Source organism: Psychrobacter sp. NG25, from assembly GCF_015234355.1.
Taxonomy (GTDB): domain Bacteria; phylum Pseudomonadota; class Gammaproteobacteria; order Pseudomonadales; family Moraxellaceae; genus Psychrobacter.
The window spans coordinates 562587-579142 of the sequence record NZ_JADGMV010000002.1 but is presented as its reverse complement, the minus strand read 5'-3'; the positions used below and the strand labels follow the sequence as shown (position 1 = coordinate 579142).

The window sequence follows — 16556 nt, the reverse complement described above, 5'->3', positions numbered from 1 at the left end:
CTGTATAACGCACAGAACGTATTCCCATAAATACACGTTATGATAAATTTTTTTAGCGGAAAAAGTCGGTTTAGGGTGGTCTGATTAAGCTATTGAGATAGTCATCAAAACACCACTAACACTTCGTTTGTCCTATCAAACTGATTTTGTTTGAAGTAATGTTTTAAAGCGCCGGAAGAAGAAACACAGTTAGCAATATGAAGGGTAAGCATGCGACATATCTTATTTGAAACAATAGGCATCAAAAAGAAAAGATTAATATGTCATCGAGCACTGTTCTTAAGCTTCTTTATCTATGATTGCTTCGCTTATTTTTTATATATTGTTTGATTGAAATAATAATTAAAGCTATTAAAACTGGATAAATAATGAACACATCGACTCTTATTATTGCTCCAACTTGTGTTTTAGACCATATACCGATATAAATTTCCCATATAATACAAAAGACTATGGCGATTATCGTTGCCATTTGTACTTTGGTAATTTTTTTCACAGCTCTTCTCTCTTATTTACTTTCAAGATAGGTTGGAAATGCAGAAATATGTGCAAATATTTTAGATTGCTCTTCCCATCTCCAGTATTTTTGCGTTTCTTCAGTATCGCCTGTTGGGGTCGGAATTACCCATCCTGACGTTAGAATATTGCTTTCCTGTTCAAATGTAACATATGTGCCATTACCACTCCATTCTTTATCTTCTGGTAAAGGATAGACCATACCATTTCGGCTATCGACCATTGCACCACTGACACAGACTGAACCACAGCCCCATGTTATTACTACGTAATGGTTTGCAAAATTCACGTCCTGTTTCGCATATTCCCCACTAATCACAGTTCTATAACGTTTTGCAATTGGATGACTGTCGAAATTTATATTCGATTTTTCGATAGCTATTGGTTTAGCTTTTACCAGATCCGTCTCTTCAAGTACAGTATCAATAGCGGTAGTTTGAATAAAGTTCATATTTGTACAGGCAGTCGTGAATACAGTTAATGCTAAAATTAACTGTATTTCAAAGTTTTTATATAGCACTTGTTCCATTCTATGACCCAGTAAACCTTTAAGAGGTGTTTAAAACTCATTAACCGTGTCAACCACAAACTGACGAGAAGCCTCACCATCTATCATATGATACTGAATTTGGCGTGTTTTACCTTGTGGATTGGCATTGCTATCGTTTTCTAAATAGAGTGGGAAACGTCTAACCAATACATTCTCAACCAATGCAAACGCATCATGACCCATATAACCTTGTTTGAGTTTATCAGTCAGCTCTGGATAAGAGATTTCACTCCATGACAGCCCTTTATTGCTCGAATAAGCAATCACGTCACCATATGAACCGCTACCCACACTTTGAGTGAACACCAGAATTTCATGATATCCATCGCCATTCATATCGCCCACATCAGCACTAACAACAGGATCGCTAATTGGTCGCTCGATAATGTCTTCACCCATGGGCTGAATCTGCAAGATATAATCACCATTGCCGTCAGAGGTACTGGTCACTTGAGTAGAAAAATCACCATAGTTGAGTGATGTAGCGTATTGCGAGTTATCCAATTGTCGGGTATCCAGCGTATCGCTTAATTTTTGATATACGCCACCAAGTGTTGCACCGCCGCTACAATAAAAAGCTGTTTTTTGTAGATGGGATGTTTCACCTTCAATGGATAAGCTATTGTCATCAAAGCGCAAATAGACGGGGTTATTATCTACCCAAAACTGATATCGTCCATCATGAGCTTTATGAAGTACGGTGTCTAATGTACAAGTAGGTTTCTTTTTGTCTATGCGAGAACGAATAGACACACTAATAGCATCTTGACCAGCATCACGTACGCTGATCGCAAACCAGTCATAACCCTCGTTACGCTTTGTATAGCCATCTGTGACGTAATCGCCCGTTATATTGTTAGTATACTTATCGGTTGAGGTTGTCGTCGGTAGGTCGTTATGTAAAACCGTTGTTGTCTCAAGGCCCTGTGTATTAGTGTTCTGGCACGCAGTCAGACTTAATAACAGCATGCTGGGCAGTAACGTTTTTCTCATCATAATTTTTATTCTTTCAGAAGATCGTTATATGGGCCATTCATAATAAATTCATTACAGCCCACATCATTTAGCAATTTAAAAAACCATTATCCATTCTTGGCGTGGAATATTGGTTTTTACTCATTTTTCTCAATGGGGTCTAAGTCAGGGCACTAGGATAGTGGAGTTCAAAGCCTGTGACCGTGTGTATTCAGTAACCTTACCACTACCACTACCACTATACAGTAAGCGTGATCTTACCCACTGCTTTACCTGATTCAAGATGGTCATGCGCGCGTGCTACTTCCCAAATAGAGTAGTTACTATCATCTATGATAGGCGTGATTTTGCCACTATCAACCAGCTCTGCAATCATTGTCAGGATACGACCGTGCGATTCATGGTTGATGCCATGAAATAATGGAATGAGCACCAAAACACCATGAAAGGATAAGGCTTTGAGAGCAACTTGCAATGGATCTGCAATGGGTAAAATAGTGGCGACATGGCCATTGAATCTAACAGCTTGAAAAGATTTTTGAATATTATCACCAGCCACCGTATCGAAAACTTTGTCAAAACCCACACCGTCAGTATACGTCGCCACATAGTCATCAACTTCCGCTGTTGTATAATCCACTAGATGATCCGCGCCTAGTGTTTGTGGTAGTGCACTATTAGCAGGAGAGTAGGTAGCGGTGACTGTCGCGCCAAGTACTTTTGCTAGCTGAACGGCAATATGACCAACGCCTCCTGTTGCACCATGAATTAAGACATTATCGCCTTCTTTGACATTCATTTTTTGTACGAGTGCCTCATAAGAAGTGAGTGCGACTAACGGCAGGGCTGCGGCTTGCTTCATACTGAGTGTTTTAGGCTTTTTAGCCATCAAACGCACATCAACCAACATGAATTCAGCAAGTGCACCATCAATACCGTTAAGGCCACCAGCCATACCATAAACTTCGTCACCAACACTAAATTCAGTGACGTCGGCACCTATCTCGCTCACAATGCCAGCTACATCACCGTGTAGTATCTCTGGCAAATTCTCCGACCAAGGCAGCTCGACTGAGCGCAGCATGGTATCAATAGGATTCACACTAGTGGCTTTCACTTCCACAACCATGTGACCTAGTGTTGCCGTTGGTTTTGGTTTTTCTGCCAATTGAAAAACTGCAGTTGTACCGATTTCTTTAATGATCATCGCTTTCATGTTATTACCCTTTACTGGTGTGAATGTCTTATTGTTTGTTTCAGGACAATCAGTTTAGACGTTGCTAATCCAGCAAGCCATTACCCAGTAAACAAATTACTTTTGCTTTTTGAGCAAGCCATGGTTACAGTTAAATGGAATACCTATCAACTTAATAGAGGAGTGGCAATGAGCTCAATAAATCGATTGGCATATTTCAATAGTGTTGTCGAAACCGGTAGCATTTCAGAGGCCAGCCGCATCTTTGATGTACAGCCGTCTTCTATTTCACGGCAGTTAGCGGTGCTCGAAAAGGAGTTGGGGGTACGTCTGCTCAATAAAACGACCAGAAACACCAGTTTGACTGAAGCGGGGCACAAATATTACGAATACTCTCAGCGAATTGTGTCAGAGTTTGATAATGCCAAAAGAGCTGTTAATGACTTACAAATAACGCCACAGGGTAAGCTTAAAATAAGCATGACAGTCGGTTTTGGTGAAAGTATGGTATTACCATTGATACCGAAATTTATGTCGTTATATCCAGATATTGATATAAAAATTGAGTTAACAGAACGGGTTGTAGATCTTATAGAAGAAAATATTGACGTCGCTATCCGAAGTGGACGCTTATCTGATTCGACCATGATTGCAAGACGCTTGGTATTTAATGATTTTCTACTGTGTGCAAGCCCCAAATATTTAAAAAATAATGGCACGCCTTGTAGCATTGACGAACTAGCTGATCACCAATGTATCCGATATGGTTATAACGGTTGGAAAGAGTGGTTTTTGATAGCAGAAGATAGTAAAAAGTTGATGATTAATAGTCAGGTTTCAGTGAACTCAGTGAATGGTCAGAAGCAGCTGGTATTAAATCATACAGGTCTGACGCTAATACCACTGTGGGCTGTTAAAAGTGAATTGGCGAACGGGTCATTGGTTCAAGTCATGCCAGATCATATTTTTAGTCCCTATGAAGAACTTAGTGCTACTTACGCTATTTATTTAAAGCGAGATATGGTCTCACCAAAAACACGCGTTTTTTTAGATTTTTTGGTAGAGCACATGATAGCGATTTGAGTTTGGGTCTACAGCTTGATCGCACAAATTTTTATAGTCAACGACTGCTAAATGCATTTTAACGAATATTGATATTTTTAAAGACCGAGTATGAATAGTTTATGAAAAAATAGGAGAGCGCCCAATATGCGTATTATTTCATGTAGGATACATGCCTAGGCACTCATGACTTGATGAATACTTCTAAATTTAAAATGACTTATTATTCTTAAATATCAGCCTATGGAGCTTTCATGACATCTAAATTATTTATCAGTGGCTCAATTATGCTGGCCCTCGCTGGAATGTCTGGGCTGATGGAAAGCTTGTTTTATGGTGGCATTGCTTCTGATGGCGTGCTTCAAGACAGCTTGTTTTTACCTCTGACTTTTATTTTTTTAGCCTTAGCAGTAATCCTTTATTGCTTATCACTAATCATGCAGGTAAAAACAAGCGTGACAGGGACTCAAATGAACTAAACACTTATTCCACAACCACATTATCAATCAGTGTCATCTTTTCGCCCGCTTTAAACGTCAGAGCATGAATACTAGACCTGACGTTTTTATTTTGGTCGGTTTCTGTTGGGTACTGACGTATGCTGACATTGACAGTCTCTTGTCCATCATAGTTTATGTCAGTCAGCGTACTGTACTTCCCTAAGAGCTGTTGATTATGTTGAGTGATATTATTGGTGTTGTAATCTAGCTCAAAAAATCCTAAATAAAGTGAGCTGCTAGGAAGGTTTGGATTATCTAAATTAGACAGCGCTTCATCTGATACAGGGGTAGTATTGGTTAGTGTATAAGGAGCGATAAATTTAAAAACATTTTTATCTTCTGAGCTGTTTAACGCGGTGATATTGGTATAGTCCAGCGACGCTGAATAATTTTTATTATTTGCTAATACACCTCTCACATATGGTTTGCTACCTTGGCTGTCATTGGCGCTGATAAAATTTGTCAATTCCACTTGATTCTTATGGTCAGGGAAAGTGATATAAAATACTTCATCCGTATTGATACTAAACAATTTCTGCATGACGTTGGATGGCTTTATTTCTAGTGAACCCTCTAACGTTTTATCCGTATGCTGGCAACCGGCCAGCGTGGTTAATGTCACTAACGCGATAATTGAGCTAAATTGTAAAACTTTCATAGTATTCTCTTAAATTTAATAGCTATTCAAAAATATCCTACTAGACTCAACGATATTTCAAAATTTCTTCTTGTAAGGTCTGATAAGAGTGCTATACGGTAATAAAGCCGTTACATATAAATTTAATGATTAAAATATGAACAGCATAGGTCAACACTTCAGTAGTTATGAAAATAGCGTGTACTTTAATCTTTTTTATATTATCTCAGCCTGTTTAGACCCTAACTAAGTTTTATGAAGCTATATCAATTGATGCAATGTCGATTTCACGCGATCCATCACTATCATCGTTCTAAACCACTTAATATTAGGATTGTCATAGAACAATTCTTTCCTAATAACACTATACTCTTCCATGCTTGATACCACCAAAATCAAAATAAAATCCGCATCCCCTGTTACGTAGTAACACTGCTGTATCGACGGTGATGAAAAGGACTTTTTTAGCGTTTCTAAATCTGATGAATGAGATTTTTCTATATGTATTTCAACAACAATAGTAATGAGTTTCCCGATTTTTATAGGATCAACGATTGCTGTATTAGTAGCAATAACACCATTGTCCTCCATCTTTTTTATTCTGCGTTGAACGGATGCTATAGATAGACAAACTTTTTCAGAAAGAAATTTTAAGGAGGTTTTATTATCCTCTTGCAAAACGCGCAATATCTCCTTATCGAAATTATCTAGCAAATCAGCTGTCTTCATTGGTAATTTTTCCCATTTAATGGCTATATTCAGACCGTTATTCTTATAGCAAAAAAGCTAAACTTACAAGTACAAATTAACAATACTTAAAGGAAATAAGTATGCATTGGCAAACTAAATTAACTCAACCTCAAGTTTTATCCAATCCAGGTTTTAAGTCTCTAGTTACTCCCACCTATAGAGGCTCTACTGTTTTGTTTGAAAAACAATCGGACGTAGTTGATGGCTGGGATCAAAAACAAAATGGTTATAGTTACGGTTTATACGGAACGCCGACGACCATTGAATTAGCGGAACGTATAGCCGAGCTAGAGAATGCACATCATACTTTTACCGTTCCAGGAGGACAAGCTGCAATTGCGTTGGTTTATTTGGCCACTTGCCAGAGTGGAAGTCATGCTTTAGTACCTTATTCTGCCTATGGCCCAAGTAAAGAGATGGCGCAAGGTATGCTTAAAAACTTAGGTATCGAAGTTGAGGCATATGATCCAATGCTAGGCGCTGATATTTCTCATCTTATTAGAGAAAATACTACTTTGATATGGGTTGAAAGCCCTGGTTCCGTCACTATGGAAGTACAAGATATTCCAGCCATTTGTGTCGAAGCTCACAAGAGTGACGTCATCGTTGCATTAGATAATACTTATGCAGCAGGAGTACACTTTGATGCATTTGGTCATGATGTTGATATTAGTATTCAAGCACTGACTAAGTATGTCGGCGGGCATAGTGATTTGCTTTTAGGTACTGTTTCCGTAAATTCTGAAAAGTTAAAAGCAAAAGTAGGTGCCACTTTTAAGCAGTTAGGGCTCGCCGTGTCTCCAGATGATTGTAGTTTAGCGCTTAGAGGTTTGCAAACACTAGCCATTCGACTTGCTCATCTTGAAAAATCAACGCTCACAGTTGCCCACTGGATAGCAGAAAATCCTAACGTTGAGCAAGTGTTACATCCCGCCTTACCTTCTTGTCCTGGTCATGAGTTTTGGAAACGTGATTTCACAGGCTCTAGCAGTGTTTTCTCTTTTATTTTCAAAGACTATGTCAGCGCGCTTGAAGTTGAAAATTTTATTAATTCTTTAGCGCTATTCAAAATTGGTATGAGCTGGGGTGGTGTAACCAGTCTGGCCTTAGTTTACCCCTCTATCGAACGCCCAAATAAAGATTATGAAGGCCGTCTAGTTAGACTGAATATAGGTCTGGAAAATACTGACGACTTAATTCTTGATTTACAGCAGGCCATGCAATTAGTCACTTCTTAAAATAAAATCTGATTATATAAACAAATTTCAATATACATGGATGTTATAAATATGAACGAACTCACAAGAGGGTTTACTCAAAAAGAGTTTGAAACCAGAACAGAAAATGCTCAGAAAATGATGTATAAGCGCAAACTCGATGCAATGATTTTTACTACTGAACCAAATGTTCGATACTTTACTGGTTTTTTATCTCAATTCTGGCGTAGTCCCACTCGTCCTTGGTTTGTCGTTGTGCCAGCAGCAGGGAAACCCATTGCCGTTATTCCTAAAATAGGAGCTACCGGCATGGCAGAAACTTGGATTGAAGATATATACACTTGGGCTTCACCTCAGCCAGAAGACGATGGCATTAGTCTATTGGCCAATACTCTTAATACGCTGCCTCGTAAGCATGGACGAATCGGCGCTACATTAGGTATAGAGTCTCATTTACGAATGCCCATCAACAACTATGCATTGCTGACTAGCATGGTAAGCAGTGATTTTGTTGATGTGTCACTTGATGTACATACATTACGTCAAATCAAATCAGAAGCTGAGATTGCCAAGACTCGTGAAATTTGTCGTATCACAAATGCAGGTTTTGACAAAATACCGACATACGCAAAAGTGGGCATGACAGAACGTGAAATCTGTAAACAATTTAGTATAGATATGATGAGAGAGGGCGTTGACGAGACACCTTTTGTTATCGCAGGGTCAGGGCCAGATGGTTATTACGAGATTTTGATGGGACCCACTGATCGAGTCATCGATTCTGGTGACGTCTTGTTAATTGATACTGGCGCCGTCTGGGATGGTTATTTTTCTGATTTTGATCGTAACTGGGCGTTTGGTCGTGCTAGCGAACAAACGAAAGCGGCTTATCGCGCTACTTATGAGGCTACGACTAAAGGCTTTGAAGCCGCGCGTCCTGGCGCAACTACAACAGATATCTACAATGCAATGTGGAATGTATTAGAAGCCAATGGAGCGTTAGGAAGTGACATTGGTCGTCTGGGTCATGGTTTGGGTATGGAGTTGACCGAACGTCCTTCTCATACCGCCACGGATAATACCGTTCTTCTACCAGGTATGGTGCTTACTCTAGAGCCAGGTATGACCTATGCGTTAGACAAAATGATGTTGCATGAAGAAAACATTGTCATTACAGAAGATGGTGCAGAGTGGTTAACAAAACGAGCTGAACCTGAATTAATTATTATTGACTAATAGCATCAAGAGCGGATGAAAGAGGCGTATAGGTGAATCCCATATAAAAGGACAGCTATAGGTACTTTGACCGCTCTAAAAAATCACATCGGAAGTGATATATCCACTGAATATTAATAGGGAATAAAATAAGATGTCAAATTCTTTAGACAGAAATCATCATATTCTGGGCAAATGGACGCTATTAGCCATGGGGATCGGCATTTGTGTCGGTGCTGGGCTGTTTTCGCTTGTCGGTGCAGGTATTGGACTCACTGGACATGCTTTGTGGTTGGCTTTTGGCATTGCACTTATATTTGGACTGCTCTATAACATACCTATGTTATTTGCGAGTGGTGCGATGGTTTTAGATGGTGGCCCTTACGCTCTTATTAGTAGAATACTTGGCAAAAAATATGCGGGCATGTACGTTGTAAGCTTCTTTCTATATTTTCCTACGGTCGCTATATATGCATTAGCGCTAGGGTTTTACATAAACTCCTTACTTCCCTCAGTCACTCCTTCAGCGGGTGCCATTGCAGGTTTAACGGTATTCTATATTGTGAATTTATTTGGTCTAGATACTCTATCTAGATTCCAAAACATAATGACAACTCTGCTGTTGGTTGGTGTTGCGACATTTATTCTAATTGGCTTTGGGCAAGTTGACTTTAGCCTTCTTTCACCACAAGCAAATCCAGATTTTGCATCCCAAGGTAATCTAGGTATCTTTAAAGCAGCTTGCTTACTTTCTTTTGCAACATATGCCCAATACTATCTAATGTATTTTAGTAAATACGCCAAAAATCCTAAAAAAGACATTCCTTTCGCGATGATAGGTACAACCGCTACAATTTTTATAATCTATCTTGGCGTTTCGGTCGTAGCCAGTGGTGTTCTTCCTATTGATGAAGTTGCTAACCAGCCTATGACCCTTGTTGCGCGAGAAGTTCTCTCAACACCATTATTCGTGTTTTTTATGATCTGCGGACCATTTATGGCTCTGTCGACAACCATTAATAGTGTTTATGCCTCTTATGTACAACCTATTCAAGCAGCTACGCATGATGGATGGTTCCCAAAAAGCTTCGCTGTTACCAATAGAAGAGGCACTCCTTGGAAGATTTTAACGCTTTGTTGGCTGGCCTCTATGCTACCAATCATTCTTGGTTGGGATATCAGTACTATCGCAAATACCTACATTCTTACTGATATCTGTATTGGTATTTTTATGATGGTATCAATTGCAATGTTGCCTAGTAAATTTCCACATGCTTGGGCAACGCGAGAGTTTGGTAAAAAAGTTCCTTTATGGGCATTTTATACGCTAGTAGGCCTTGCTGGTGTGGTGCAAGGGATTCTTATATACAATTCAATTACTTCTATCAAACTGTACATTGTACTGGTAACGGGACTAGCTTTTGTTGCAGGAATTATTTATGCCATTAGAAAAGATAAAGAAATTAATGTTGAGAGCCCGAAAATTGCGACGACTATCTAACCAAGTATCACTCTTTTATTATCCTTCAGATATAACACTGATAAAACGTTCAATTATCACTATTCTAAATATAGCAATATGATGGATACAGTATTGCTATGACGGAAATAACAATGGATATGAATATGAATCTTGAGCAATTTAATGATTTTGAGATCAAGTTGACATTTACGCCTGCACCTCGTCCAGACAGAGTACATATTGGTCTGGTGCAATTAGCCAATGATCATACTTTAGAAACAGATTGGTCACATTTACTGGCAGAACAAGCGTCCTTATTCAGCAATCGCGTATTTAAAAAAAACGGCATGACACCAGAAGCGTTGGATGAAGTTGCTGCAAGCATTGGTGCAGCTGCGTTACTGGTGGCGGACGGACTACCAATGGATGTTATGGCATTTGCATGTACCTCTGCCTCCTTTGTGATTGGTGAAGAAAAAGTCTCCAACCTGCTGACAGAAGGGCGTGGTGATATACCTACTACAAACCCATGGTCTGCTGCAAAAGCAGCCTTTAAACATCTTAACGCAAAGAAAATAGCTATATTTTCTCCCTATCCAACCGATGTTAACTACCAACTTAAACTGCGATTAGAAGATTCTGGTTTTGAATTAGTCGCATTAACTGGGTTAGGGATTATGGATGATAATATGATTCATAAAGCGTCATTAAGTAGTTTTGAAGAGGGTATTGAAATCCTTGTAAAAGATACTGGAGCAGAAGCAATATTTATGTCTTGTACCAGTCTTCGAGCAGTAGAACATATTCAGTATCTTGAAGATAAATATGGTATTCCTATCATTTCTAGTAATTCAGCTCTATTTTGGCATTCTATGCAACTTTGTGGCAAAACAGCTAAATGTTCAGGCTACGGTAAATTGCTAAATGGTGAGAAATAATTTCCATTGATAAGCTTATATTGGTGGAGGAATAACGGTAATGAGGAAGCTTTTTTAATAGCAATAAAAGGACATATTCATGAATTTAGAACAAAAAGTAGTCGAATGGCGTCATCATATACATCAGCACCCTGAGCTGAGTACCAAAGAGTTTAAGACTGCAGAATTTGTCGCTAATAAACTCGAAGAGTTTGGACTGGAAGTTCATCGCAATATTGGTGGCACTGGTGTGGTTGGCATTTTAAAAAATGGTACTAGTGCGCGCTCAATTGGTCTACGTGCTGATATAGATGCGCTACAAATACATGAACAAAACACGTTCAGCCATACCTCAAAGAATGATGGCGTGATGCATGCTTGCGGGCATGATGGGCATACTGCTATGTTGCTAGGGGCTGCTTACGCACTGGCAAATAATAAACGCTTTGATGGTACAGTGCATTTCATTTTTCAGCCAGATGAAGAGCGAGCTACTGGTGCAAAAGCAATGATTGCTGACGGCTTATTCACCCGCTGGAAGATGGACGCCATATATGGTATGCATAATATCCCTGGTGTTCCAGCAGGACAGTTTATAACTAGACCAAACTCATTGATGGCAAGTGAAAGCAGCTTTAAAATTGTTATCAATGCCACTGGTGGGCATGCGGCATTACCGCATATGGGTACAGATCCGATCGTTGTTGGTGCGCAAGTGGTTACTGCATTGCAAACGATTGTTTCGCGTAATTTAAGTGCCATAGATGAAACCGCTATAATCTCAGTGACCAACTTTGAGACCAATGGTACGGTTAATGTTATTCCTTCACAAGTTACGATCACTGGTGACACGCGCAGTTTTACCGATTCAGCATTGGGTAAAATTGAAAAGGCCATTGAACGTGTGGTGGAAGGGCAGTGTATATCTGCAGGAGTTGATTATGAATATCACTTCAACAGCACTTGTTTGTCTACGGTCAATGCTCCAGTTGAGACGACTCATGCTGTCACAGCGGCAAAAAAAGTGGTTGGCGCTGATAACGTAAATGGCAATTGTGAACGATACACAATCAGTGAGGATTTCTCATTTATGTTACGTGAGATTGATGGTTGTTATATTTTGATTGGTAATGGTGAAGGCGAGTGTGGCGGTACTGCTCTACATAACTCACTTTATGATTTTAACGACGGTATTTTAGCCATTGGCATTGATTACTGGATAACCTTGGTTGAGCAGCAGCTTAGTCAATAATGGCGTTGTTATGTAATATTTATACGTACCAAATTAAGGTTGCAACTTAAAAATCGCAACCTTATTGTAGGTTTTATTAATGTCTGCACCATTTTTTCATATAAAAAACTATGGACTTCACACGTTATCTAAAATTAGTTTAAGTGACCCTCTCCGAGCATATTAGAGGCGGGCTTGATCTATGCTGTAAAACTAGTAGAAACTAGCTTGGGATATCTTAGTTGTGCAGCCTGACGGTAAAAGTTAAACTACATTTGTCTTGGCGATCTATAGCTTAAACCCTTTTAAATGCTCGTCCCACTGTGAGAACAACTCTTGTCTTGCATCTCTGTAAACCCCGATATTGAAAACTTTACCTAAGAATAATAAAGGCCTGAGACAGGTATATATCATATACAACCTAGCTTAAAATTTTTTGAAGGTTATAGTCTCTTAAGTAGATTATGTAATATTGCTATATTAGCTATCATGAAGGTTATGCCATTGTTATTTAAGAATATCTGTCTTAGCAGCAGTGCTTCGTAGGTGAGCCTAATCTAAACTCTATTGAAAAAAATGGGTGCAAGAGGAGTTTCTATACCAAGGATAGATGGAGAGTTATTTAGACGAATTGTTCTATGATATGGGTTGTGCTAAGTTTATTGTAGACTGACTATAGCAGTAGTGTTTATTACACCGCTAACAATATTTATTGCTGAATATGGTAGCGACTTGCCAGTCTCCTTCAGAACTATAAAGCGGTTATCCAAGCGCGTTTGACTGATACTGGATTAGGCTGCCTGATGGGATTAAGTGGTGGTATGGCAACGTATTCAACTGCGTTACGTGAACCAATACAACGGCTAGAACGATGGTTAGTAGTGAGTTTTGGATAGCGGAAAAAACCAGTTTTTAGATATTTACTTAAAGATTATGGTGTTGATCGAGGACATGGAACATTAATAGAGGAAACTCCAATATTAAGAAGCTTACCTAGATAAAAACATGAAATCGATAAAATACTCTAAGCTATGAAATCTAAAGATCAAAAGGTCTTTTCGTACTAAAAGTATAAGAGGATGGTTATAATTAGTACTGCCATGAAAGGCTGGTGCTAGAATCTCCTCAAACGTTGTTGTAAGCCTAGCTAAGGTCTCGACATAGTCGGCTTGCGCCTAATTTGGTGTAATTTTAGCGATCATCAGCCCTAATGTTTGAATGTTCAACAGACCCTATAATATCTTCATTAATTAATGTTAGTGCCTTTCAAACACCTTATACATACAACCTTGAGTTTGCAGCCCTATTGCGACTACTCCGTTTATTTAAGGTGCGTTGATATGTTGCAAACTTGAGACACTCTAAGCGGCGTTATAGGCAAACGGCAATATCGACATGAGTGTTATGTGATGTGCATAATACTCATGTGAGTAATCCTAGAATATATTCAGATATTATTAATTTTTCTAGTTAAAATTTATTCAATAGCGATCACTTTTTGCATCTCATTTTGATGTCCCAAATTAGCATCAGTTAAGTCTCCAAAGTTACTTCTTTTCTCAGTCTGATCTACTATTTTGGCACCCACTAAGTCACCAACGACGTTGCCAAAAGTGAAGATCATATCGACCAGGATATTGATACCTGCGGTGAGCGCAACGATTTCGATGGGCAATCCCGCTTGGGTAAAGACGATAGACATACCAATCAACCCAGCACCTGGGACACCAGCCGTACCAATCGCGGCCATAGTACCAATGATGACAATGGTGGCCAATTCAGGTACCGACAGTGACATCCCCATGATTTCTGCTGCAAAGATGACAGCGACACCAAAACGTAATGCCGTCCCATTCATGTTTACAGTTGCGCCAATAGGCAATGTCAGTTTGGCAACACGCTCACCAATACCTGCTTTTTCTGCACATTTAATGGTAATCGGTAGTGTGCTCAGGCTACTGCTGGTCACAAATGAGGTAAAGGCTGCTTCTTTGATGTTTTTATAGAATTGAATGACTTTCACGCCAAAGAGTTTCAACATGATTGGGAACACAACACCCACCAGTATGATGACGCCAAGGTATGAAGTACCAATGAATTTACCTAGCGCAATAACGACATCCAATCCTTGTGTGCCAAAGGTATTGGCAGTGATGCCCAATACACCAATCGGTGCGTATAATAGAATACCGTTTAGTATTTTAGAGACGACTTCGTTACAGGCTTCGAGCATTCTGAATAAGAAATCACCCATCTCTTGTTGCTTCTCATCTGCTGAATGGCGCATGAACAAAATAGCCAATCCAGAGATAACCGCGACAAATACGACCGCGAGAATATCACCTTGAGCAAAAGCATGGAAAATATTACTGGGTACCATATTCAGTATGGTATCAATGAAAGATGGGCGGGCAGGGGTATCCATAGTTACGGCGGTCGGCAACGAAAATCCTGCACCAGGATTGGTCATTTTTGCCAAAACAATGCCAACGACCACAGCAATACCAGTCGAGACGATATAAAAGGGGAATATTTTTAGTCCTATCCGACCGAGTTCTTTAGGGTTGGAATGGTTGACTGCGACTATCAAAGAGAAAAGGACAAGAGGTATCACGACCATTTTTAGTAAGTTCAAAAACAGGGTTCCAAGCGGTGATAGAAAGCTACTATGCTCGCCTAAGACCAGTGCCAAAAAGATACCTATTAAAAAGCCGCCCGTCATTTTTACCATGAATGACATGCTGGTATACCAACGCCAAATTATTCCCATTACTATCTCCTGTTATTTACAATATCTGTCACTGACCTTTGAAAGGATATGTCGAGATGGGCAAGAGAATATTTCGATTTTAGACATTCCATTGTCCAGTCCTGTATGATTCAAACTTTTTCGATTGATACGGATGCTGTCAGTTTTCAGACATATGATATTAGAATTTTTCCTTAAGGTAAGGATACTAAACACCAACAATCACTGAGACAAGCGAATTAAATTATGGCGAGCATTCCTTTTTTTCTTACTCAGGGAGGAATGCACGCCTATTTTTAGTGAATGCTTAGGCGCTTTACTTAATATATAGTTGATTAATTTAAAGCGGATACAGGATGGTTGGGATAGGTTTTGCAGCCTTTGAAGTATTTTGTACACAGCAAGCGAAGCAGGATTATACCAGCAGGCCCTAACCACAATTACTATTTTGGATTTGAAAAAAAGTTATGAAAACGGATACCAACAGTTCGCTAGATTTTAGAAAATATCCTTCAACCAAAGCTTTACAATGTTTTGAGACAGCGGCTAGACACTTAAGTTTTACCAATGCAGCGCAAGAGATGCATATGACTCAAAGCGCCATTAGTAAGCAAGTCGCGCAGCTAGAGGAAGTGCTAAATATTGCTCTGTTTTATCGAACACCGCAAAAAATCTCATTGACGCCTGCTGGTAAGACTTATTATTTGGACGTACTCGATATATTGAAGCATATTGAAATAGCGACTACTAATTTAGTGTCTCATAATGACAATACCGAGGTACTGAGGATTGTCTCGCACCCAACGTTTTGTTCACGCTGGCTAATTCCTGCTTTGAGCGGATTTGATAAAGCGTATCCTTTAATTAATTTAGAAGTCAAAGAACAGGTTGGGCCGTTTTTTTCTGAAGACCAAAATGTCGATATTGCTTTTTTATATGGTACGGGTATCTGGGGTGGGATGGAGACGATTAAACTGTTTGATGAATATAGTGTGGCTGTTTGTCATCCTGACTATTTAAAAGATAAAAAGATCTTCATTAGCGGTATTGCAAATTACACCTTATTACATCTCAGTTCGCGCTTGAATGCATGGTACGAATACTTTGAACAACAAGAGGTCAGTGTTGATAATACATTTATTGGCCCGCGTTTTGATACGTTTCAGGCATGTATATCAGCGGCATTATTGGGGTATGGTCTCGCGTTGGTACCGCTACGCTTGGTAGAACGTGAGTTGCAGTCAGGTGCGCTAGTCACCGCATGGGATTATGCTGCAAAAGGAAGAGGAGCTTACTATATGACTTATCCATTATCACTTGGTGAGTCACACAGAATAAAAGTCATTATAAACTGGATATCTGCTTATCTTGAAACCTAGGGCAGGTTGAACCGTTAAAAAACGAGTCGTGCTTGTTGGTCAGATAAATATTTACCGCTAATCGATAGTAATCAGTGCAAGCATCCACCGTAATAAAAGCTGTTGAGGATATTTATAAGCCATTGATTAAATATATATTTATGCTTAGATCTTTTCTGTTTTAGCTTTGATTTTTTACCACAATGACAAAAAGGAATGAAA

14 protein-coding genes are annotated in these 16556 nt (G+C 39.3%); 8 read left to right on the top strand and 6 right to left on the bottom strand.

All coding sequences use genetic code 11. The features are described 5' to 3' along the window. Nucleotides 1-508: 508 nt before the first annotated feature. The 3 genes from IPZ60_RS05095 to IPZ60_RS05085 all read right to left on the bottom strand — a co-directional run bounded on the left by IPZ60_RS05095 (nt 509) and on the right by IPZ60_RS05085 (nt 3257). Nucleotides 509-1045, bottom strand: a complete 537-nt coding sequence (locus IPZ60_RS05095) for a hypothetical protein (RefSeq protein ID WP_194196762.1) — start codon at nt 1043-1045, stop codon at nt 509-511. Nucleotides 1046-1075: 30 nt separating this feature from the next. Beyond that, nucleotides 1076-2062 (bottom strand): hypothetical protein, encoded by a 987-nt coding sequence (locus IPZ60_RS05090; protein ID WP_194196761.1) that lies wholly within the window; start codon nt 2060-2062, stop codon nt 1076-1078. A gap of 217 nt (nt 2063-2279) precedes the next feature. Beyond that, nucleotides 2280-3257 carry a zinc-dependent alcohol dehydrogenase family protein gene (locus IPZ60_RS05085; protein WP_194196760.1) on the bottom strand — a complete coding sequence of 326 codons (978 nt, stop codon included), beginning with the start codon at nt 3255-3257 and terminating at the stop codon, nt 2280-2282. Nucleotides 3258-3425: 168 nt separating this feature from the next. On the opposite strand from IPZ60_RS05085, the gene IPZ60_RS05080 reads away from it, so the two are divergent. Together IPZ60_RS05080 and IPZ60_RS05075 are read left to right on the top strand one after the other, a co-directional pair. Further along, nucleotides 3426-4319, top strand: coding sequence for a LysR family transcriptional regulator (locus IPZ60_RS05080; RefSeq protein ID WP_194196759.1), 894 nt, complete (start codon nt 3426-3428; stop codon nt 4317-4319). Between the two features lie 233 nt (nt 4320-4552). After that, a complete protein-coding gene (locus IPZ60_RS05075) occupies nt 4553-4777 on the top strand; it encodes a hypothetical protein (RefSeq protein WP_194196758.1) in 225 nt (74 codons plus the stop codon). Between the two features lie 4 nt (nt 4778-4781). Here the strand turns inward: IPZ60_RS05075 and IPZ60_RS05070 are convergent, their stop codons facing one another. Next, nucleotides 4782-5456: a hypothetical protein gene (locus IPZ60_RS05070; protein ID WP_194196757.1), complete on the bottom strand. Its 675-nt coding sequence runs from the start codon at nt 5454-5456 to the stop codon at nt 4782-4784. A gap of 240 nt (nt 5457-5696) precedes the next feature. Beyond that, complete coding sequence (locus IPZ60_RS05065; RefSeq protein WP_194196756.1) at nt 5697-6164, bottom strand: Lrp/AsnC family transcriptional regulator; 468 nt, start codon at nt 6162-6164, stop codon at nt 5697-5699. A 101-nt stretch (nt 6165-6265) separates the two neighbouring features. On the opposite strand from IPZ60_RS05065, the gene IPZ60_RS05060 reads away from it, so the two are divergent. The 5 genes from IPZ60_RS05060 to IPZ60_RS05040 all read left to right on the top strand — a co-directional run bounded on the left by IPZ60_RS05060 (nt 6266) and on the right by IPZ60_RS05040 (nt 12248). Beyond that, the gene (locus IPZ60_RS05060; RefSeq protein ID WP_194196755.1) at nt 6266-7423 is read left to right on the top strand and encodes a cystathionine beta-lyase; all 1158 of its coding nucleotides are present in this window, start codon (nt 6266-6268) and stop codon (nt 7421-7423) included. A gap of 51 nt (nt 7424-7474) precedes the next feature. Next, nucleotides 7475-8638, top strand: a complete 1164-nt coding sequence (locus IPZ60_RS05055) for a Xaa-Pro peptidase family protein (protein ID WP_194196754.1) — start codon at nt 7475-7477, stop codon at nt 8636-8638. 133 nt (nt 8639-8771) lie between these two features. Beyond that, nucleotides 8772-10118 carry an APC family permease gene (locus IPZ60_RS05050; RefSeq protein WP_194196753.1) on the top strand — a complete coding sequence of 449 codons (1347 nt, stop codon included), beginning with the start codon at nt 8772-8774 and terminating at the stop codon, nt 10116-10118. Between the two features lie 113 nt (nt 10119-10231). Further along, nucleotides 10232-11017 carry an aspartate/glutamate racemase family protein gene (locus tag IPZ60_RS05045; protein WP_205628041.1) on the top strand — a complete coding sequence of 262 codons (786 nt, stop codon included), beginning with the start codon at nt 10232-10234 and terminating at the stop codon, nt 11015-11017. Nucleotides 11018-11096: 79 nt separating this feature from the next. After that, entirely contained in the window at nt 11097-12248 is a 1152-nt protein-coding gene (locus tag IPZ60_RS05040; protein ID WP_194196752.1) for a M20 aminoacylase family protein, read from the top strand. A 1456-nt stretch (nt 12249-13704) separates the two neighbouring features. Here IPZ60_RS05040 and IPZ60_RS05035 read toward each other — a convergent pair. Next, nucleotides 13705-14997, bottom strand: a complete 1293-nt coding sequence (locus tag IPZ60_RS05035; protein ID WP_194196751.1) for a dicarboxylate/amino acid:cation symporter — start codon at nt 14995-14997, stop codon at nt 13705-13707. A gap of 446 nt (nt 14998-15443) precedes the next feature. On the opposite strand from IPZ60_RS05035, the gene IPZ60_RS05030 reads away from it, so the two are divergent. Continuing rightward, a complete protein-coding gene (locus tag IPZ60_RS05030; protein WP_194196750.1) occupies nt 15444-16355 on the top strand; it encodes a LysR substrate-binding domain-containing protein in 912 nt (303 codons plus the stop codon). Nucleotides 16356-16556: the final 201 nt, after the last annotated feature.

What these genes read in the sequence shown, in the direction of transcription:
- IPZ60_RS05045 (WP_205628041.1), top strand. Translation starts at nt 10,232, where the DNA reads ATGGATATGAATATGAATCTTGAGCAATTTAATGATTTTGAGATCAAG.
- IPZ60_RS05050 (WP_194196753.1), top strand. Translation starts at nt 8,772, where the DNA reads ATGTCAAATTCTTTAGACAGAAATCATCATATTCTGGGCAAATGGACG.
- IPZ60_RS05055 (WP_194196754.1), top strand. Translation starts at nt 7,475, where the DNA reads ATGAACGAACTCACAAGAGGGTTTACTCAAAAAGAGTTTGAAACCAGA.
- IPZ60_RS05060 (WP_194196755.1), top strand. Translation starts at nt 6,266, where the DNA reads ATGCATTGGCAAACTAAATTAACTCAACCTCAAGTTTTATCCAATCCA.
- IPZ60_RS05065 (WP_194196756.1), bottom strand. Translation starts at nt 6,164, where the DNA reads ATGAAGACAGCTGATTTGCTAGATAATTTCGATAAGGAGATATTGCGC.
- IPZ60_RS05095 (WP_194196762.1), bottom strand. Translation starts at nt 1,045, where the DNA reads ATGGAACAAGTGCTATATAAAAACTTTGAAATACAGTTAATTTTAGCA.
- IPZ60_RS05090 (WP_194196761.1), bottom strand. Translation starts at nt 2,062, where the DNA reads ATGATGAGAAAAACGTTACTGCCCAGCATGCTGTTATTAAGTCTGACT.
- IPZ60_RS05040 (WP_194196752.1), top strand. Translation starts at nt 11,097, where the DNA reads ATGAATTTAGAACAAAAAGTAGTCGAATGGCGTCATCATATACATCAG.
- IPZ60_RS05075 (WP_194196758.1), top strand. Translation starts at nt 4,553, where the DNA reads ATGACATCTAAATTATTTATCAGTGGCTCAATTATGCTGGCCCTCGCT.
- IPZ60_RS05085 (WP_194196760.1), bottom strand. Translation starts at nt 3,257, where the DNA reads ATGAAAGCGATGATCATTAAAGAAATCGGTACAACTGCAGTTTTTCAA.
- IPZ60_RS05030 (WP_194196750.1), top strand. Translation starts at nt 15,444, where the DNA reads ATGAAAACGGATACCAACAGTTCGCTAGATTTTAGAAAATATCCTTCA.
- IPZ60_RS05070 (WP_194196757.1), bottom strand. Translation starts at nt 5,456, where the DNA reads ATGAAAGTTTTACAATTTAGCTCAATTATCGCGTTAGTGACATTAACC.
- IPZ60_RS05035 (WP_194196751.1), bottom strand. Translation starts at nt 14,997, where the DNA reads ATGGGAATAATTTGGCGTTGGTATACCAGCATGTCATTCATGGTAAAA.
- IPZ60_RS05080 (WP_194196759.1), top strand. Translation starts at nt 3,426, where the DNA reads ATGAGCTCAATAAATCGATTGGCATATTTCAATAGTGTTGTCGAAACC.